The sequence below is a fragment of the Burkholderia sp. KCJ3K979 genome (assembly GCF_016759955.1).
GTDB lineage: Bacteria > Pseudomonadota > Gammaproteobacteria > Burkholderiales > Burkholderiaceae > Burkholderia > Burkholderia orbicola.
In genome coordinates this window covers 1-18432 of record NZ_JACFYV010000039.1, presented here as the reverse complement: position 1 = coordinate 18432, position 18432 = coordinate 1, and the positions used below count along the sequence as shown (strand labels likewise).

Below are 18432 nucleotides of genomic sequence, written 5' to 3'. Positions count from 1 at the left end.
CCGAACGAAAGCAAACATCATGTCGATGCGTACTGAATACTGCGGTCTCGTGACCGAACATCTGCTGGGCCAAACCGTGTCGCTGTGCGGCTGGGTGCAGCGCCGCCGCGATCACGGCGGTGTGATCTTCATCGACCTGCGCGATCGTGAAGGCCTCGTGCAAGTGGTGTGCGATCCGGATCGCGCCGAGATGTTCGCGACCGCCGAAGGCGTGCGCAACGAGTTCTGCGTGCAGATCAAGGGCCTCGTGCGCAACCGTCCGGAAGGCACGGTCAACGCCGGCCTGAAGAGCGGCAAGATCGAAGTGCTGTGCCACGAACTGAACGTGCTGAACGCGTCGGTCACGCCGCCGTTCCAGCTCGACGACGACAACCTGTCGGAAACGACGCGTCTCACGCACCGCGTGCTCGACCTGCGTCGCCCGCAGATGCAGCACAACCTGCGCCTGCGCTACCGCGTCGCGATCGAGGCGCGCAAGTACCTCGACGAGCAGGGCTTCATCGACATCGAGACGCCGATGCTGACGAAGAGCACGCCGGAAGGCGCGCGCGACTACCTCGTGCCGTCGCGCGTGAACGCGGGCCAGTTCTTCGCGCTGCCGCAGTCGCCGCAGCTGTTCAAGCAGCTGCTGATGGTCGCGAACTTCGACCGTTACTACCAGATCACCAAGTGCTTCCGCGACGAGGATCTCCGCGCCGACCGTCAGCCGGAATTCACGCAGATCGACTGCGAGACGTCGTTCCTCGGCGAGCAGGAAATCCGCGACCTGTTCGAGGACATGATCCGTCACATCTTCAAGACGACGATCGACGTCGAGCTCGACGCGAAATTCCCGGTGATGCCGTACTCGGAAGCGATGGCGCGTTTCGGTTCGGACAAGCCGGACCTGCGCGTGCAGCTCGAATTCACCGAGCTGACCGACGCGATGAAGGACGTCGACTTCAAGGTGTTCAGCACGCCGGCCAACGCGAAGGACGGCCGCGTCGCGGCGCTGCGCGTGCCGAAGGGCGGCGAGCTGTCGCGCGGCGACATCGACGGCTACACGGAATTCGTGCGGATCTACGGCGCGAAGGGCCTCGCGTGGATCAAGGTCAACGAGAAGGCGAAGGGCCGCGACGGCCTGCAAAGCCCGATCGTCAAGAACCTGCACGACGCATCGATCGCCGCGATCCTCGAGCGCACCGGCGCCGAAGACGGCGACATCATCTTCTTCGCGGCCGACCGCGCGAAGATCGTCAACGACAGCCTTGGCGCGCTGCGCCTGAAGATCGGCCATTCGGAATTCGGCAAGGCGAACGGTCTGGTCCAGGCCGGCTGGAAGCCGCTGTGGGTCGTCGACTTCCCGATGTTCGAATACGACGACGAAGATGCGCGCTACGTCGCCGCGCACCACCCGTTCACGAGCCCGAAGGACGAGCACCTCGAGTATCTCGAGACCGACCCGGGCCGTTGCCTCGCGAAGGCCTACGACATGGTGCTGAACGGCTGGGAAATCGGCGGCGGCTCGGTGCGTATCCACCGCGAGGAAGTGCAGAGCAAGGTGTTCCGCGCGCTGAAGATCGGTGCGGAAGAAGCGCAACTGAAGTTCGGCTTCCTGCTGGACGCGCTGCAGTACGGCGCGCCGCCGCACGGCGGTATCGCATTCGGCCTCGACCGCATCGTCACGATGATGGCCGGCGCCGATTCGATCCGCGACGTGATCGCGTTCCCGAAGACGCAGCGTGCGCAGGATCTGCTCACGCAGGCGCCGAGCCCGGTCGACGAGCGTCAATTGCGCGAGCTGCACATCCGTCTGCGTCAGCCGGAGCAGCCGAAGGCGTAACGCGCTTTCGCCCCCGGTCGTGTGTGCGGTCACGCACGCACGGCACCCTGAAAAAGGCGCAGTGATGCGCCTTTTTCGTTTTTTGCGGTACAGTCGCAGCACTTGCCGCACGTTCGGGCGCAGGCCCGGCGCACGGCCCTGTGCCGCATGAAACAAAGATGACGAAGCCGCCGAAAATCCCCGAATCCGTTCTCGTCGTGATCTACACGCCCGACCTCGATGTGCTCGTGATCAAGCGTGCCGACCAGCCCGATTTCTGGCAATCGGTCACCGGCTCGAAGGACACGCTCGACGAGCCGCTCGCGCTCACCGCCGCGCGTGAAGTGGCCGAGGAAACCGGCATCGCGGTCGGCACGCCGGACGTGCCGGCCAGCGCGCTCGTCGACTGGCATCACCGGATCGAGTACACGATCTATCCGCAATACCTGCATCGCTATGCGCCGGGCGTCACGCGCAACGTCGAGCACTGGTTCGGCCTGTGCGTGCCGCATCGCGTCGACGTGACGCTGTCGCCGCGCGAGCATGTCGACCATGCGTGGCTGCCGTTCCGCGAGGCGGCCGCGCGCTGCTTCTCGCCGTCGAACGCCGAGGCGATCCTGCAATTGCCCGCACGCATGACCCTCGCGCGTGCGCCGCACGGCTCGTCCGCATGAATGCGGAGACCCGCAAGCGCTTCGCGCAATTGCGGCAGATGTTCCTGCAGGAGCGCGGCTCGGCGTCGCGGCTCGCGTTTACGGCCGGCAACACGGTGCGGCTGTGCGAAACCGGCGGCGAATTCTTCCACGCGCTGATCGAGCGGATCGACGCCGCCCGCGAGCAGGTGATGCTCGAAACCTACATCTTCTGCGACGACGAGGCCGGCCGTCCGGTGTCCGATGCGCTGATCCGCGCGGCGCAGCGCGGCGTGCGCGTGCGGGTGATCACCGACGGCATCGGCACCGCGCGCCTGCCGCTGTTCGACACATGGGCCGAAGCCGGCGTCGAGCACTGCATCTACAACCGTTTCCTGTTCGGCCGTTTCGGCTTCTCGCGCACGCACCGCAAGCTCGCGGTGATCGACCAGACGGCCGCGTTCTGCGGCGGCATCAACATCGTCGACGACTACACGCAGGGCAGCGCGACGCTGCCGTTCCCGCGCTGGGATTTCGCGGTCGAGATGGCCGGGCCCGCGGTGTCCGACGTGCGCGCCGCGTTCGAGCTGCAGTGGCACCGGATCCAGTTCGGCCACAAGCCGTATGCGCAGTACGCGGCCGGACTGCACGGCGGCGAAGCGTTCCCCGACATGTTCCGGCGCTGGATGCGCAGCCACCGGTGGGTCAAGGCCGGCGCGCTGCGGGTCGTGACGGAGCCGAGCGTCGCGTTCGTCGCGCGCGACAACGTCGTGAACCGCCGCGCGATCGAAAAGGCGTATCTCGCGGCGATCGGCCAGGCGCGCCAGCGCATCCTGCTCGCGAATCCGTACTTCATGCCGGGCCGCAAGCTGCGCCGCGCGCTGACGGGCGCGGCACGGCGCGGCGTCGACGTGCAGGTGCTGATCGGCCGCAAGGAGTTCACGGCGCTCGATACGGCCGTGCCGTTCCTGTATCACTCGCTGTTGCGCGCGGGCGTGCGCGTGGCCGAATACGACAAGACGATCCTGCACGGCAAGGTCGCCGTGATCGACGACAACTGGGCGACGGTCGGCTCGTCGAATCTGGACGCGCTGAGCCTGATGCTGAACAATGAAGCGAACGTCGTGCTGGTGCGCTACGATGCAGTGACGAACCAGTTGCGCGACGCGATCGCCACCGCGTTTGCCGAAGGGCGGGAGATCGACGCCGCGCACTATGCCGCCCGCCCGCGCATCGAACGGCTGCTGAACTGGCTCGCGTACACCACGTACCGCGTCGTGATGAAGGCGCTGACGGTCGGCGGTTACGACTGACGCCGACTAAGTATTCGCTTCAAAAATCTGTCCGCACGTTCGTGCGGAAAAGCCGCTCCGGTCCCGCCGGAATCGCGCAAAATAGCGGCTCGGTTAGACACCGGTTTCTAATAATTTCCTTGTTTCGCGAGCGGCCGCACTCAATAATAGTACGGCCGTTCGATTTTATTCGAACCCCCGAACGGTTACAGAAATAGCTATGCGAAAAGGCGAACAGACGCGTGCCGCGATACTTGAAGCTGCTTTGGACCTCGCCAGCCGTGACGGGCTGGAGGGGCTGACGATCGGCCTGCTGGCCGAGCGCATGCAGATGAGCAAGAGCGGCGTGTTCGCGCACTTCGGATCGCGCGAAGACCTGCAGGTCGAGGTCGTCCGCGAGTACCACCATCGTTTCGAGAACGAGGTGTTCTTTCCGAGCCTGCGCGAGTCGCGCGGTCTGCCGCGTCTTCGGGCGATGCTGGCGCGCTGGATCGAGAAGCGCATCCAGGAGGTGACGACCGGGTGCATCTACATCAGCGGCGCAGTGGAGTACGACGACCGGCCGGACAGCCCCGTGCGCGAGCAGTTGATCGCGAGCGTGACCGCCTGGCGTGCCGCGTTGCTGCGCGCCATTTCGCAGGCGATGGAAGAAGGGCATCTGCGTGCGGATACGGATCCGGAACTGATGCTCTTCGAGTTGTACAGCTTCACGCTCGGCTTGCATCACGACGCACGCTTCCTGCATTCGCCGGACGCCGTGCGCCTCACGTGGGCCGCGCTGGAAAAGACGATTGTTTCGTATCAGAGCGAGAGCCGTTAGCGGCGCGTGACCCGCCCGCCAGGAGCTCGAGCCGTTTGCCCACCTTTGGAGAGAGTCATGGGACAGTACGCCGCGCCGCTGCGCGACATGCAATTCGTGTTGCACGAGCTTCTGAACGTCGAAGCCGAAGTCAAGCAAATGCCCAAGCATGCGGACCTCGACGCCGACACGATCAACCAGGTCCTCGAGGAAGCGGGCAAGTTCTGCTCCGAGGTACTGTTCCCGCTGAACCAGGTCGGTGACCGCGAAGGCTGCACGTATGAAGGCGACGGCGTCGTGAAGACCCCGACCGGCTTCAAGGAAGCCTACCAGCAGTACGTCGAGGCCGGCTGGCCGGCGCTCGGCTGCGATCCGGACTACGGTGGCCAGGGCCTGCCCGCGTTCGTGAACAACGCACTCTACGAAATGCTGAACTCGGCGAACCAGGCGTGGACGATGTATCCGGGCCTGTCGCACGGCGCGTACGAATGCCTGCACGCGCACGGCGCGCCGGAACTGCAGCAGCAATACCTGCCGAAGCTGGTGTCGGGCGAATGGACGGGCACGATGTGCCTGACCGAGCCGCACTGCGGCACCGACCTCGGCATCCTGCGCACCAAGGCCGAACCGAACGGCGACGGCTCGTACTCGATCAGCGGCACGAAGATCTTCATCTCGAGCGGCGAGCACGACATGTCGAAGAACATCATCCACCTCGTGCTCGCGCGCCTGCCGGACGCGCCGCAAGGCACGAAGGGAATCTCGCTGTTCATCGTGCCGAAGTTCATTCCGGACGCCGCGGGCGAGCCGGGCGAGCGCAACGGCATCAAGTGCGGCTCGATCGAGCACAAGATGGGCATCCACGGCAACTCGACGTGCGTGATGAACCTGGACGGCGCGAAGGGCTGGATGGTCGGCGAGCCGAACAAGGGCTTGAACGCGATGTTCGTGATGATGAATGCCGCGCGCCTCGGCGTCGGCATGCAGGGCCTCGGCCTCACGGAAGTCGCGTACCAGAACTCGCTGACGTACGCGAAGGAACGCCTGCAGATGCGCTCGCTGACGGGCCCGAAGGCACCGGACAAGCCGGCCGACCCGATCATCGTGCATCCGGACGTGCGCCGCATGCTGCTCACGCAGAAGGCCTACGCGGAAGGCGCGCGCGCATTCACGTACTGGTCCGCGCTGCAGATCGACAAGGAGCTGTCGCACGCCGACGAAGCGGTGCGCAAGGAAGCGGCCGACCTCGTCGCGCTGCTCACGCCGATCATCAAGGCGTTCCTGACCGACAACGCGTTCGAGTCGACCAACCACGCGATGCAGATCTACGGCGGCCACGGCTTCATCTCCGAGTGGGGCATGGAGCAGTACGTGCGCGACGCGCGGATCAACATGATCTACGAAGGCACCAACTCGATCCAGTCGCTCGACCTGCTGGGCCGCAAGGTGCTCGGCGACATGGGCGCGAAGCTGAAGAAGTTCGGCAAGCTCGTGACCGAATTCGCGGAAGCCGAAGGCGTGAAGCCGGAGATGGCCGAGTTCATCAACCCGCTCGCCGACATCGGTGAAAAGGTGCAGAAGCTGACGATGGAAATCGGCATGAAGGCGATGCAGAACCCGGACGAAGTCGGCGCGGCCGCCGTGCCGTACCTGCGTACCGTCGGCCACCTGGTGTTCTCGTACTTCTGGGCGCGCATGGCGCGCCTCGCCCTCGACAAGGAAGCGTCGGGCGATCCGTTCTACAAGTCGAAGCTCGCCACCGCCCGCTTCTACTTCGCGCGTCTGCTGCCCGAAACGGCATCGACGATCCGCGCCGCGCGCGCCGGTTCGAAGACGCTGATGGAAGTCGACGAATCGCTGTTCTGACGCGAGTCCGGGCGGTGCGCGCCGCGTGCCGCGCCGCCCGAACGCAACGGTTCCTGGTACTCACTTCGCCGTGCAGCCCTCACATTCCGCGCTGCACGACACTATCCGGAGACATCCCGTGAGCAATTTCCTGATTCGCAAGGTCGCCGTGCTGGGCGCCGGCGTGATGGGCGCGCAGATCGCCGCGCACCTCGTCAACGCGCGCGTGCCGGTGCTGCTGTTCGACCTGCCGGCCAAGGAAGGCCCGAAAAACGCGATCGCGCTGAAGGCGATCGAAAACCTGAAGAAGCTGTCGCCCGCGCCGTTCGGCGTGAAGGACGATGCGAAGTACCTCGAGGCGGCGAACTACGAAGACGACATCGCGAAGCTCGCCGAATGCGACGTCGTGATCGAAGCGATCGCCGAGCGGATGGACTGGAAACACGACCTGTACAAGAAGGTCGCGCCGCACATCGCGCCGAACGCGATCTTCGCGACCAACACGTCGGGCCTGTCGATCACGAAGCTGTCCGAAGGTTTCTCGGACGAGTTGAAGGCGCGCTTCTGCGGCGTGCACTTCTTCAACCCGCCGCGCTACATGCACCTCGTCGAGCTGATCCCGACCGCGCATACGCGTCCGGAAATCCTCGACCAGCTCGAAACCTTCCTGACGAGCGTCGTCGGCAAGGGCGTCGTGCGCGCGAAGGACACGCCGAACTTCATCGCGAACCGCGTCGGCATCTTCTCGATCCTCGCGGTGATCACCGAGGCCGCGAAGTTCGGCCTGCGCTTCGACGAAGTCGACGATCTGACCGGCAGCCGCCTCGGCCGCGCGAAGTCGGCGACGTTCCGCACCGCGGACGTGGTCGGCCTCGACACGATGGCGCACGTGATCAAGACGATGCAGGACAACCTCGCCGACGATCCGTTCTTTCCGGTCTACCAGACGCCCGCCGTGCTCGCCGAACTGGTGAAGCAGGGCGCGCTCGGCCAGAAGACGGGCGGCGGGTTCTACAAGAAGGAAGGCAAGGCGATCAAGGTGCTCGACGCGAAGACGGGCAGCTACGTCGATTCCGGCGCGAAGGCGGACGAAACGGTCGGCCGCATCCTGAAGCGCCCGCCGGCGGAACGCCTGAAGCTGCTGCGCGAGACGGATCATCCGCATGCGCAGTTCCTGTGGTCGATCTTCCGCGACGTGTTCCACTACATCGGCGTGCATCTCGAGTCGATCGCCGACAACGCGCGCGACGTCGACCTCGCGATCCGCTGGGGCTTCGGTTGGAACGAAGGCCCGTTCGAAGGCTGGCAGGCCGCCGGCTGGAAGCAGGTCGCCGAGTGGGTGCAGGAAGACATCGCGGCCGGCAAGGCGCTCGCGAACGTGCCGCTGCCGTCGTGGGTGCTCGAGGGCCCGGTCGCCGAGAAGGGCGGCGTGCACACGGCCGAAGGCTCGTGGGCGCCGGCATCGAAGCGCTTCGTGCCGCGTTCGGACCTGCCCGTGTACCGCAAGCAGGTGTTCCGCGCGCCGCTGCTGGGCGAAGCGGGCGCCGATCCGAAGACGTACGGCAAGACGCTGTTCGAGACCGACGCGGTGCGCGCGTGGGTCGACGACCGTGCCGGTGAAGACGACGTCGTGATCGTGTCGTTCAAGTCGAAGATGAACACGATCGGACCGAGCGTGATCGACGGCCTCGTGCAGGCGATCGAACTCGCGGAGAAGGACTACAAGGGCGTCGTGATCTGGCAGCCGACGTCGCTGAAGCTCGGCACGCCGGGCGGCCCGTTCTCGGCCGGCGCGAACCTCGAAGAGGCGATGCCCGCGTTCATGATGGGCGGCGCGAAGGGCATCGAGCCGTTCGTGAAGAAGTTCCAGGAAGGCATGCTGCGCGTGAAGTACGCGAACGTGCCGGTCGTGGCAGCCGTGTCGGGCATCGCGCTCGGCGGCGGGTGCGAGCTGATGCTGCACAGCGCGAAGCGCGTCGTGCACGTCGAGAGCTACATCGGCCTCGTCGAAGTGGGCGTCGGCCTCGTGCCGGCCGGCGGCGGCCTGAAGGAAGCGGCGCTGCGCGCGGCAGACGCCGCGACGGCCGCGAACGCGACCACCGACATCCTGAAGTTCGTCACGAAGTCGTTCGAGAACGCGGCGATGGCGAAGGTGTCGGCGTCCGCGCACGACGCACGGGCGATGGGCTACGTGAAGCCGTCCGACACGATCGTCTTCAACGTGTTCGAACTGCTCGACACCGCGAAGAAGGAAGCGCGTGCGCTGGCCGATACCGGCTATCGCGCACCGCTGCGCGCGAAGGACGTGCCGGTCGCGGGCCGCTCGGCGATCGCGACGATCAAGGCATCGCTCGTCAACATGCGTGACGGCCGCTTCATCAGCGACCACGACTACCTGATCGCGAGCCGCATCGCCGAAGCCGTGTGCGGCGGCGACGTCGAAGCCGGCAGCCTCGTCGACGAAGAATGGCTGCTCGCGCTGGAGCGCCGCGCGTTCGTCGAGCTGCTCGGCACGCAGAAGACGCAGGAACGGATCATGGGCATGTTGCAGACCGGCAAGCCGGTGCGTAACTGAGCGAGCAGACAAGGAGTCTGAAATGAGCAAACAACTGCAAGACGCATACATCGTCGCCGCCAGCCGCACGCCGATCGGCAAGGCCCCGCGCGGTGTCTTCAAGAACACGCGCCCCGACGAGCTGCTGGTTCACGCGATCAAGTCGGCCGTCGCGCAGGTGCCCGGTCTCGACACGAAGGTGATCGAGGACGCGATCATCGGCTGCGCGATTCCGGAAGCCGAGCAGGGCCTGAACGTCGCGCGCATGGGCGCGCTGCTCGCCGGCCTGCCGCAGACGGTCGGCGGCGTGACGGTCAACCGCTTCTGCGCGTCGGGCATCACCGCGCTGGCGATGGCGGCCGACCGCATCCGCGTCGGCGAATCGGACGCGATCTTCGCGGGCGGCTGCGAATCGATGAGCATGGTGCCGATGATGGGCAACAAGCCGTCGATGTCGCCGCACATCTTCGATCGCAGCGAAGACTTCGGCATCGCGTACGGGATGGGCCTGACGGCCGAGCGCGTCGCCGAACAGTGGAAGGTGAGCCGCGACGACCAGGACGCGTTCTCGGTCGAGTCGCACCGCAAGGCGCTCGCCGCGCAGCAGGCCGGCGAGTTCGGCGACGAAATCGCCGCGTACACGATCACCGAGCGGTTCCCGAACCTCGCGACCGGCGAAGTCGACGTGAAGACGCGCGAGATCAAGCTCGACGAAGGTCCGCGCGCCGATACGTCGCTCGAAGGCCTCGCGAAGCTGCGCACGGTGTTCGCGAACAAGGGTTCGGTCACGGCCGGCAACAGCTCGCAGACGTCGGACGGCGCGGGTGCGCTGCTCGTCGTGTCGGAGAAGGTGCTCAAGGAATTCAACCTGACGCCGCTCGCGCGCTTCGTGAGCTTCGCGGTGCGCGGCGTGCCGCCGGAAATCATGGGGATCGGTCCGAAGGAAGCGATTCCGGCCGCGCTGAAGGCCGCGGGCCTGAAGCAGGACGATCTCGACTGGATCGAGCTGAACGAGGCATTCGCCGCGCAGTCGCTGGCGGTGATGCGCGACCTCGGTCTCGATCCGTCGAAGGTCAACCCGATGGGCGGCGCGATCGCACTGGGCCACCCGCTCGGCGCGACCGGCGCGATCCGCGCGGCGACCGTCGTGCACGGCCTGCGCCGCCGCAACCTGAAGTACGGGATGGTCACGATGTGCGTTGGCACCGGCATGGGTGCGGCGGGCATCATCGAACGCCTGTAAGCGGGACACGACGAGAAGCGACGACGGTGCGCGGGCCACGAGCTCGCGCACCGTTTTTTCATTCCGGTAGAGACAGTCAAAGGAGACGGTTGTGGCCGACATTCAAGTGGAACGCGCCGACGGCGTGATGACGATCACGATCGCGCGCCCGGCGAAGAAGAATGCGCTGACGGCGGCGATGTACCAGACGATGGCCGATGCGCTCGCCGACGCGCAGGAAGACAAGGCGACGCGCGTGATCCTGCTGCGCGGCAGCGACGGCAATTTCAGCGCGGGCAACGATCTCGAGGATTTCCTGAAGGCGCCGCCGCAGGACGACACCGCGTCGGTGTTCCAGTTCCTGGCGCGGATCAGCAGCGCGAGCAAGCCGGTCGTGGCCGCGGTGCCGGGCATCGCGGTCGGCGTCGGCGTGACGATGCTGCTGCACTGCGATCTGGTCTACGCGGCCGACACCGCGACGTTCTCGCTGCCGTTCGTGCAGCTCGGGCTGTGCCCGGAAGCTGCGTCGAGCGCACTGCTGCCGCGCCTGGCAGGCCATCAGGTCGCCGCCGAGAAGCTGCTGCTGGGCGAGGCGTTCGACGCGCTGGAAGCGCACCGGATCGGCATCGTCAACCGCGTGCTGCCGGCGGCCGAACTCGACGCGTTCGCGGCGAAGCAGGCGGCGAAGCTGGCCGCGTTGCCGGCGGCATCGCTGCGGGTGACGAAGGCGCTGCTCAAGGATACGGGCGGCGTGGCGACGCCCGCGCGGATGGCCGAGGAAGCCGCGCACTTCTCCGAGATGCTGCGCGCGCCGGAGGCGCGCGAGGCGATGACCGCGTTCTTCGAGAAGCGCAAGCCGGATTTCCGTCAGTTCGACTGACGGACCGGCGCGCGCCAGCGGGAGACCGTCGGCGCGCTCGCACGGTCTGGATCAGGCCGTGCCGTAATCGACGTGGCCGGTTTCGCGGCAGAAGCTGACGAGCCGCAAGCCGGCCGCCTTCGCGATCTCGATCGCGAGCGACGACGGCGCGGAGATGGTCGCGACCAGCGGGATGCCGACCCGCGCGGCCTTGCGTACGAGCTCGTAGCTCGCGCGGCTCGACAGGAACACGAAGCCGTCGGTGGTATCGGCGCGCGACAGCACGAGCGAGCCGATCAGCTTGTCGAGCGCGTTGTGGCGGCCGACATCCTCGAATGCCGCGCGAATCGCGCCTGTTGCGTCGCACCACGCGGCCGCGTGCAGGCCGCCGGTCAGTTTCGTGAGCGCCTGATGCGCCGGCAGCGCATGCGCGGCGCGCGCCAGCGCGTCGGGCGCGAGGCGCGCGAGAAAACCGGTATCGGGCACGCGTTCGGGCGCGAGGTCGAGCAGGTCGATGCTCTCGATGCCGCAGACGCCGCAGCCCGTGCGCCCCGCGAGTGCGCGGCGCCGGTCCTTCAGCGCGGCGAACGCCTGCTGGACCACTTCCAGATGGACTTCCGCATGCGGCAGCGGCGCGTCGGCGTGCAGGATCACTTCGATGTCCTTGATGTCGCTGCCGCGCGCGACGATGCCTTCCGAGATCGCGAAGCCGACCGCGAACGCTTCGAGGTCGCATGGCGTACACATCATCACCGCGTGCGAGATGCCGTTGAAGACGAGTGCGACCGGCCATTCCTGGCCGACGAAGTCGTGCGCGGTCTCGACCGCGCCGCCGCGCGTGCGGCTCACGGGCAGCTCGATCGCGCCGCGCGGTTCGTCGCGCAATGCGTCGTGCAGTTCGTCTGATTGGGTCGGATTCACGAGCACTCCCGTTGATTCGAAGCGCGGTCGGCGACGATCGTGCCGCCGCCCGCGCGCAGAGGTTCTAAAATACCCCAGGCAAGCCGGCCGCGCCGGCATCCGCCACGTCAGGTAACGACCATGGGACTCAGCGACGCTCCGTTGCTCTTCAACTTCGAACACGATTCGTCGGAAAACTTCACGTATATCCCGATGATCGTGCGTTTCAATCTCGACCGCTTCGGGCTGCGGATTTCGCTCGAACAGTGGCAACTGCTGCCGCTCGAGGACCGCAAGCTGCTCGCGCGCTTTCCGGCCGACGACGACACCGCGATCGAGCCCAATTTCGATCACGCGCTGTTCGAAATGCTGCGCACGCACGCCGATCTGGAGCCGTCATGGTTCCAGCCGGACGAGCAACCGGCCTGGCGCGCCGTCGACACGGTGCCGGCGTCGCTCGTGCAGCAAAGCGCGCTGGCCGGGCTGCCGGCGCCGGCGCTCGCGCAGTGGCAGCGGCTTGCGCCATTCCAGCGCTACGTGCTGGTCAAGCTGTCGCGCAAGCCGGCGCTGAATCACGATTTCGTGCCGGCGATGCGGGAGTTCGGGCTGGCCGCCACGCACTGACGGCCGTATGCTGCGGCGCGGCGCGTGTCCGTCGTCAGAGCGGCGGCAGTTGGCGCGGCTTGCGGTCCGACCCGGTCGCGACGTAGGTGAGCGTCGCTTCGGTGACTTTCACGACTTCGCCCATCAGGCGCATGCGCTGTGCGTACACCTCGACGTCGACGGTGATCGACGTGTTGCCGGTGCGCATGATGGTGGCGTAGAAGCTCAGCAGATCGCCGACGAATACCGGCTGCTTGAACACGAACGAGTTGACCGCGACCGTCGCGACGCGGCCGTTCGCGCGCTGGCTCGCGGGGATCGAGCCGGCGATGTCGACCTGCGACATGATCCAGCCGCCGAACACGTCGCCGTGGACGTTCGCGTCGTGCGGTTGCGGGACGACGCGCAGCGCGGGTTGCTTCTGCGGGAGTTCGAGGGTCGAATCGGTCATGGCGGGGGCTTTCATCCTGTAATAAATGAGCCGCCGCGCGCAGGCTTGGCCGGCGAGGGCGCCGGCAGCGGCGCGAAGCGGCTTCTGCGACAATACAACGTTCACAAATTGTACGAGAAAGCGCGCGAGCCGGCCGTCGAGACACGGTTGGAGCCCCGCCGCGGAACCCTTCCCCATGCGCCGATTTCCTGCTTCCGGCGAGCCCGCGCCGGCTTCGACCGGGCCTCGCAACGACTGGCAGACCATCCGGTCGCTGCTGCCGTACCTGACCACCTACAAATGGCGCGTCGCGCTCGCGCTCGGCTGCCTGATCGGTGCGAAGGTCGCGAACCTCGGCGTGCCGGTCGTGATGAAGCGCATCGTCGACCATCTGTCCTACGTCCAGCAGCTCACCGCGCTCGGCCGTGCCGAACAGTCGGCCGGCATCGTGCTCGCGGGCGGCGTCGGGCTGCTGGTGGTCGCGTATGCGCTCGTGCGGCTGTCGACGTCGCTCTTTACCGAGCTGCGCGAGATCCTGTTCTCGAAGGTCACCGAGAGCGCGGTGCGCCAGCTCGCGCTGCAGGTGTTCCGGCATCTGCACGGGCTGTCGCTGCGGTTTCATCTCGAACGCCAGACGGGCGGCATGTCGCGCGACATCGAGCGCGGCACGCGCGGCATCCAGCAACTGATTTCGTATTCGCTGTACAGCATCCTGCCGACGCTCGTCGAGGTCGGGCTCGTGCTCGGCTTCTTCGTGGTCAAGTACGAGGCCTACTACGCGTACGTGACGTTCGCCGCGCTGGTCACGTACATCGTGTTCACCGTGAAGGTCACCAACTGGCGCACGCACTTCCGCCGCACGATGAACGAGCTCGATTCGCGCGCGAACTCGCGGGCCATCGATTCGCTGATCAACTACGAGACGGTGAAGTACTTCGGCAACGAGGAGTGGGAGGCGCAGCGCTACGACGAGAACCTGAAGCGCTACCGGAAGGCCGCGATCCGCTCGCAGAACTCGCTGTCGGTGCTGAACTTCGGCCAGCAGGCGATCATCGGCACAGGCCTCGTGTTCATCCTGTGGCGCGCGACGCAGGGCGTGCTCGCGGGCAAGCTGACGCTCGGCGATCTCGTGCTGATCAACACGTTCATGCTGCAGCTGTACATTCCGCTGAACTTTCTCGGCGTCGTCTATCGCGAGCTGAAGCAGAGCCTGACCGACATGGACCGGATGTTCGGGCTGCTGTCCGCGCCGAAGGAAGTGGCCGACCGGCCCGATGCGCGGCCGCTCGCGGTGGCCGGCGCGCAGGTGCGCTTCGAACACGTGAACTTCGCGTACGAGCCGTCGCGGCAGATCCTGCACGACGTGACGTTTACGATCGAGGCCGGCACGACGACCGCGGTGGTCGGCCACAGCGGTTCGGGCAAATCGACGCTGTCGCGGCTGCTGTTCCGTTTCTACGATCTCGACCGCGAGACGGGCGGTGCGATCCGGATCGACGGTCAGGACATCCGCGACGTCACGCAGGAATCGCTGCGCGCATCGATCGGGATCGTGCCGCAGGACACGGTGCTGTTCAACGACTCGATCTACTACAACATCGCGTACGGTCGGCCGACGGCGACCCGCGACGAGGTGGTCGCGGCCGCGCGCGCCGCGCACATCCACGATTTCATCGAAACTTTGCCGAAGGGCTATGACACGCCGGTGGGCGAGCGCGGGCTGAAGCTGTCGGGCGGCGAGAAGCAGCGCGTCGCGATCGCGCGCACGCTGCTGAAGGACCCGCCGGTGCTGCTGTTCGACGAAGCGACGTCGGCGCTCGATTCTCGCTCGGAACGCGCGATCCAGCACGAACTCGACCAGATCGCGCGGCATCGCACGACGCTCGTGATCGCGCACCGTCTGTCGACGGTCGTGCACGCGCAGCAGATCCTCGTGATGGACCACGGGCGGATCGTCGAGCGCGGCACGCACGACGAACTCGTGCGCGCCGACGGGCTGTATGCGCAGATGTGGGCGCTGCAACGGCAGCGTGCGGCGGCGGGTGGGGAAGAGGCCGAGGCTGCTTGAGCGTGGGTGCCGCGCGACACGGCGGGTGGCTGGAGCGGATGGTGGGTCGGCTGTCCGGCGGCGTGCAGCGTGACGCCGTCACGGCCGGGTGAGCCGGCGGGGCGTTCCCGGCATTCGATCCCGGATCGGTTCGCGGCCGGTTGACCAGGCACCGTCATCAGCCTGTGAGTCCATCGGCCGCCACGCCGGGGAACCGGCAGTCAGTCGCGAAACGATCAGCTTGCCGCGGCGCGCAGCCGCGCGTCGAGTTCGCCGAGCTGTGCGGGCGTGCCGACGTTCTCCCAGATGCCTTCGTACAGTTCGCCGCTTGCGTGGCCGGCTTCGATCGCCGCGCGATAGTACGGTGTCAGCGCGCGCCGCGTGCCGGGCGCGAGGTCGCGGAACATCCGCGTGTCGTACAGGCCGATGTTGCCGAACGTGAGGCGCGCGGCACCGTCGAGCGCCAGACGGCCGTCGTCGCCGAGCGCGAAGTCGCCGGCCGGGTGGAATGGCGGGTTCGGCACCATCACCAGGTGCATCGCCGGCGTGTCGAGCGCGGCCATCCGGGCGGCGCGCGGGGCGAGCGTCCGGTAGTCGAACGCGCAGTACACGTCGCCGCTGACGGCCGCGAACACGGCCGGCCGCCCGTCGCGCTCGATGAGCGGCAGCGCCTGCGCGATGCCGCCCGCGGTCTCCAGCGCGTCGCCTTCGGCCGAATACGCGAGCCGCACGCCCCAGCGCGAACCGTCGCCGAGCGCCGCCTCGATCTGCTCGCCGAGCCACGCGTGGTTGATCACGATCGTCTCGATGCCCGCCCGCGCGAGCGCCTCGATCTGCCACACGATCAGCGGCTTGCCGCCGACTTCGAGCAGCGGTTTCGGGCGGGTGTCGGTCAGCGGGCGCATCCGCTCGCCGCGTCCGGCGGCGAAGATCATCGCCGTGGTCAGGGTAGTGCTCATGTTCGACTGGGGGGCGTGAGGACGGTCAGAACGTATAGCCGACGTCGGCCGGCGCGTTGCCCTCGAGCTCGTCGAGCAGCTTCGCGAACGGCACGAGCGGGCGATAGCGCAGCGCGACCTTGCGCGCATAGGTCAGGAAGCGCGGCAGGTCGTTCAGGTAATGCGGCTTGCCGTCGCGGTAGTTGATGCGCGCGAACAGGCCGAGGATCTTGATATGGCGCTGCAGCCCCATCCATTCGAGCTGGCGATAGAACTCGCCGAAATCCGGATCGACCGGCAGGCCGGCCTTTTTCGCCTTTTCCCAGTAATACGCGAAGCAGTCGAGCTCGAACTCCTCGTCCCAGCTGATGAAGGCGTCGCGCAGCAGCGACACGACGTCGTACGTCAGCGGCCCATACACGGCGTCCTGGAAGTCGAGCACGCCGGGGTTCGGCTCGCAGACCATCAGGTTGCGCGGCATGAAGTCGCGCAGCATGAAACCCTGCGGCTGCGCGTGCGCGCTCGCGACCAGCAGCGCGAAGGTGCGGTCGAGCGTGCCGCGCATCGCGTCGGTGACCGGCTTGCCGAGGTGGCGGCCGACGAACCATTCGGGCAGCAGCTCCATTTCGCGGCGCAGGAACGCTTCGTCGAACGGCGGCAGCACGTCCGGTTTCGACGTGAGCTGGAAGCGGATCAGCGCATCGAGCGCGGCGCGCATCAGCGGGCGTGCGGCGGCCGGGTCGGCCGGATCGAGCACCGAGATGTACGACGTGCGGCCGAGGTCGGTCACGAGCATGAAGCCCGCGTCGAAATCGTGGGCCAGCACGTCGGGCACGTGGTCGCCGGCCGCGGCGAGCAACTGCGCGACCTGGACGAACTCGCGGCACTTCTCGGGCGGCGGCGCATCGACCGCGATCAGCGTGCCGCCGGGGCTCGCGGCCGACGCGACGCGGAAGTAGCGGCGGAAACTGGCGTCCGACGAGGCGGGCGCGAGGGTCGACAGGTCGAGGGCGTAGCGCTCGGCGAGCGGGTGCAGCCACGCGGTGAGCGCGTCGAGGCGGGCGTCGGGCTGGGATGCGGCGGATGGGGGCGTCATGAAACTCGGCGGAGGGGGGAACGTCTTGCCATATAATACCCCACGACTTTTTTGACGCGCCCCGCGTCAGCTTCCGCCGTGCAGGCCCGCCGCCTGTCGCGCCGTCCGCCCGATCGCCTCCCCGGTTTGCGAAGAGCCGCAGTCGCGGCTCGACGGCGCGGCCGCCGCGCGCGAGGTGCCGTGCAGGCGCGGTTGACAAGGGGCGATTCGCCAAACGATAGATGCCGCCCAAACCGCTATTCCCGAATGTTTTCCCCGGTGACGGGGCGCCGCGCAAACGGCGGCTCGCGCTCGCGCTCCTGGCCGTGCCCGGCCTCGTGCCGGCCGTGTCGTATGCGCAGCTGTCGGGCGCGGCTGCGCAGCCGCAGCCGCTCGACTCGCCGTGGGATCTGCGTCTCGCGCCCCAGCTCGAGGATCATCCGCTGAAGGACGGCGCGAAGCCCGCCGCCTTCGTGATCGCTGACCATACGAGCGGCACCGCCGAGCAGGATCTCGCCGCGAAGGGCTCGGCCGAGCTGCGGCGCGGCGACGCCGTCGTGAAGGCCGACGCGATCCACTACGATCAGGATACCGACATGGCCGATGCGTACGGCCAGGTCAAGGTGATCAATGGCGGCACGTCGTTCGCCGGGCCCGAGGCGCACCTGAAGATCGAGGCGAACCAGGGCTTCATGACCGCGCCGAAGTATCACTTCAACGTGACGGGCGGCTCGGGCAGCGCGGAGCGTGTCGACATGGTCGACAACGAGCGCTCGGTGTTCGTCAACGGCACGTATACGGCGTGCCAGTGCTCGACGAACCCCGCGTGGTACATCAAGGGCAGCCGCTTCGATTTCGATACGGGCGCCGACGAAGGCACCGCGCGCAACGGCGTGCTGTTCTTCCAGGGCGTGCCGATCTTCGCGAGCCCGTGGATGACGTTCCCGCTGTCGGGCGAGCGGCGCAGCGGCCTGCTGCCGCCGACGTTCTCGATGAACTCGAGCAACGGCTTCGAGCTGTCGCTGCCGTACTACTTCAACATCGCGCCGAACCGCGACCTGACGCTCACGCCGCGCATCATCTCGCGGCGCGGCGTGATGACCGAAGCGACGTTCCGCTATCTGTCGCCGTCGTATTCGGGCACGTTTACGGCCAATTACCTGCCGGATGACCGGCTCGCGCACCGCAACCGCTACGCGATCTACTGGCAGCACCAGCAGAACTTCGGCGGCGGCTTCGGCGGCTACGTCTATTACAACAAGGTCTCGGACAACACGTATCCCGAAGACCTCGGCTCGGCGAACCAGTTCATCAACGGGACGCAGACGCTGTACCAGCAGGAAGCGGGCCTCACGTACAACAACGGGCCGTGGTCGGTGCTCGCGCGCTACCAGCACTGGCAGACGCTGCCGCCGTCGATCGCGCCGTACAGCCG

General features: G+C 67.1%; 15 protein-coding genes. 11 read left to right on the top strand and 4 right to left on the bottom strand.

The annotated features are described in order from the left end of the window. Nucleotides 1-19 precede the first annotated feature (19 nt). The 8 genes from aspS (at nucleotide 20) to H3O04_RS11805 (ending at nucleotide 11025) form a co-directional block, all read left to right on the top strand. On the top strand, nucleotides 20-1822 hold the full coding sequence (aspS, locus tag H3O04_RS11840; RefSeq protein WP_202587741.1) for an aspartate--tRNA ligase: 1803 nt from the start codon (nucleotides 20-22) through the stop codon (nucleotides 1820-1822). Nucleotides 1823-1980: 158 nt separating this feature from the next. Then, nucleotides 1981-2475, top strand: coding sequence for a dihydroneopterin triphosphate diphosphatase (gene nudB / locus H3O04_RS11835; RefSeq protein WP_202587740.1), 495 nt, complete (start codon nucleotides 1981-1983; stop codon nucleotides 2473-2475). Further along, complete coding sequence (gene clsB, locus H3O04_RS11830; protein WP_006477845.1) at nucleotides 2472-3746, top strand: cardiolipin synthase ClsB; 1275 nt, start codon at nucleotides 2472-2474, stop codon at nucleotides 3744-3746. Before nudB ends, clsB begins: the two co-directional genes overlap by 4 nt. A gap of 199 nt (nucleotides 3747-3945) precedes the next feature. Further along, on the top strand, nucleotides 3946-4545 hold the full coding sequence (locus H3O04_RS11825; protein WP_006477846.1) for a TetR/AcrR family transcriptional regulator: 600 nt from the start codon (nucleotides 3946-3948) through the stop codon (nucleotides 4543-4545). Between the two features lie 57 nt (nucleotides 4546-4602). Then, the gene (locus tag H3O04_RS11820) at nucleotides 4603-6390 is read left to right on the top strand and encodes an acyl-CoA dehydrogenase C-terminal domain-containing protein (protein WP_006485746.1); all 1788 of its coding nucleotides are present in this window, start codon (nucleotides 4603-4605) and stop codon (nucleotides 6388-6390) included. Nucleotides 6391-6508: 118 nt separating this feature from the next. Then, nucleotides 6509-8944, top strand: a complete 2436-nt coding sequence (locus H3O04_RS11815) for a 3-hydroxyacyl-CoA dehydrogenase/enoyl-CoA hydratase family protein (protein WP_023477434.1) — start codon at nucleotides 6509-6511, stop codon at nucleotides 8942-8944. 22 nt (nucleotides 8945-8966) lie between these two features. Further along, nucleotides 8967-10166 (top strand): acetyl-CoA C-acyltransferase, encoded by a 1200-nt coding sequence (locus tag H3O04_RS11810; RefSeq protein ID WP_006477849.1) that lies wholly within the window; start codon nucleotides 8967-8969, stop codon nucleotides 10164-10166. 91 nt (nucleotides 10167-10257) lie between these two features. Beyond that, nucleotides 10258-11025, top strand: a complete 768-nt coding sequence (locus H3O04_RS11805; protein ID WP_006477850.1) for an enoyl-CoA hydratase — start codon at nucleotides 10258-10260, stop codon at nucleotides 11023-11025. A 51-nt stretch (nucleotides 11026-11076) separates the two neighbouring features. Here the strand turns inward: H3O04_RS11805 and fdhD are convergent, their stop codons facing one another. After that, a complete protein-coding gene (gene fdhD / locus H3O04_RS11800; RefSeq protein WP_011546179.1) occupies nucleotides 11077-11931 on the bottom strand; it encodes a formate dehydrogenase accessory sulfurtransferase FdhD in 855 nt (284 codons plus the stop codon). 114 nt (nucleotides 11932-12045) lie between these two features. Here fdhD and H3O04_RS11795 point away from each other — a divergent pair, with 114 nt between their 5' ends. Continuing rightward, entirely contained in the window at nucleotides 12046-12528 is a 483-nt protein-coding gene (locus tag H3O04_RS11795; RefSeq protein WP_027811450.1) for a nitrate reductase associated protein, read from the top strand. Nucleotides 12529-12562: 34 nt separating this feature from the next. On the opposite strand, the gene H3O04_RS11790 is transcribed toward H3O04_RS11795, so the two are convergent. Further along, nucleotides 12563-12958 carry an acyl-CoA thioesterase gene (locus H3O04_RS11790; RefSeq protein WP_027809384.1) on the bottom strand — a complete coding sequence of 132 codons (396 nt, stop codon included), beginning with the start codon at nucleotides 12956-12958 and terminating at the stop codon, nucleotides 12563-12565. Between the two features lie 175 nt (nucleotides 12959-13133). On the opposite strand from H3O04_RS11790, the gene H3O04_RS11785 reads away from it, so the two are divergent. After that, nucleotides 13134-15005 carry an ABCB family ABC transporter ATP-binding protein/permease gene (locus tag H3O04_RS11785; RefSeq protein WP_202587739.1) on the top strand — a complete coding sequence of 624 codons (1872 nt, stop codon included), beginning with the start codon at nucleotides 13134-13136 and terminating at the stop codon, nucleotides 15003-15005. 215 nt (nucleotides 15006-15220) lie between these two features. Here H3O04_RS11785 and murU read toward each other — a convergent pair whose 3' ends face one another. Beyond that, complete coding sequence (gene murU / locus H3O04_RS11780; protein ID WP_202587738.1) at nucleotides 15221-15943, bottom strand: N-acetylmuramate alpha-1-phosphate uridylyltransferase MurU; 723 nt, start codon at nucleotides 15941-15943, stop codon at nucleotides 15221-15223. A 25-nt stretch (nucleotides 15944-15968) separates the two neighbouring features. Continuing rightward, nucleotides 15969-17018 carry an aminoglycoside phosphotransferase family protein gene (locus H3O04_RS11775; RefSeq protein ID WP_027811447.1) on the bottom strand — a complete coding sequence of 350 codons (1050 nt, stop codon included), beginning with the start codon at nucleotides 17016-17018 and terminating at the stop codon, nucleotides 15969-15971. A gap of 221 nt (nucleotides 17019-17239) precedes the next feature. Between H3O04_RS11775 and H3O04_RS11770 the strand changes: the two genes are divergently transcribed. After that, on the top strand, nucleotides 17240-18432 hold a 1193-nt coding region (locus H3O04_RS11770; RefSeq protein WP_202587737.1), incomplete at its 3' end, for an LPS-assembly protein LptD.

What these genes read in the sequence shown, in the direction of transcription:
- murU (WP_202587738.1), bottom strand. Translation starts at nt 15,943, where the DNA reads ATGAGCACTACCCTGACCACGGCGATGATCTTCGCCGCCGGACGCGGC.
- H3O04_RS11785 (WP_202587739.1), top strand. Translation starts at nt 13,134, where the DNA reads ATGCGCCGATTTCCTGCTTCCGGCGAGCCCGCGCCGGCTTCGACCGGG.
- nudB (WP_202587740.1), top strand. Translation starts at nt 1,981, where the DNA reads ATGACGAAGCCGCCGAAAATCCCCGAATCCGTTCTCGTCGTGATCTAC.
- H3O04_RS11790 (WP_027809384.1), bottom strand. Translation starts at nt 12,958, where the DNA reads ATGACCGATTCGACCCTCGAACTCCCGCAGAAGCAACCCGCGCTGCGC.
- H3O04_RS11775 (WP_027811447.1), bottom strand. Translation starts at nt 17,018, where the DNA reads ATGACGCCCCCATCCGCCGCATCCCAGCCCGACGCCCGCCTCGACGCG.
- H3O04_RS11795 (WP_027811450.1), top strand. Translation starts at nt 12,046, where the DNA reads ATGGGACTCAGCGACGCTCCGTTGCTCTTCAACTTCGAACACGATTCG.
- H3O04_RS11825 (WP_006477846.1), top strand. Translation starts at nt 3,946, where the DNA reads ATGCGAAAAGGCGAACAGACGCGTGCCGCGATACTTGAAGCTGCTTTG.
- aspS (WP_202587741.1), top strand. Translation starts at nt 20, where the DNA reads ATGTCGATGCGTACTGAATACTGCGGTCTCGTGACCGAACATCTGCTG.
- clsB (WP_006477845.1), top strand. Translation starts at nt 2,472, where the DNA reads ATGAATGCGGAGACCCGCAAGCGCTTCGCGCAATTGCGGCAGATGTTC.
- H3O04_RS11810 (WP_006477849.1), top strand. Translation starts at nt 8,967, where the DNA reads ATGAGCAAACAACTGCAAGACGCATACATCGTCGCCGCCAGCCGCACG.
- H3O04_RS11820 (WP_006485746.1), top strand. Translation starts at nt 4,603, where the DNA reads ATGGGACAGTACGCCGCGCCGCTGCGCGACATGCAATTCGTGTTGCAC.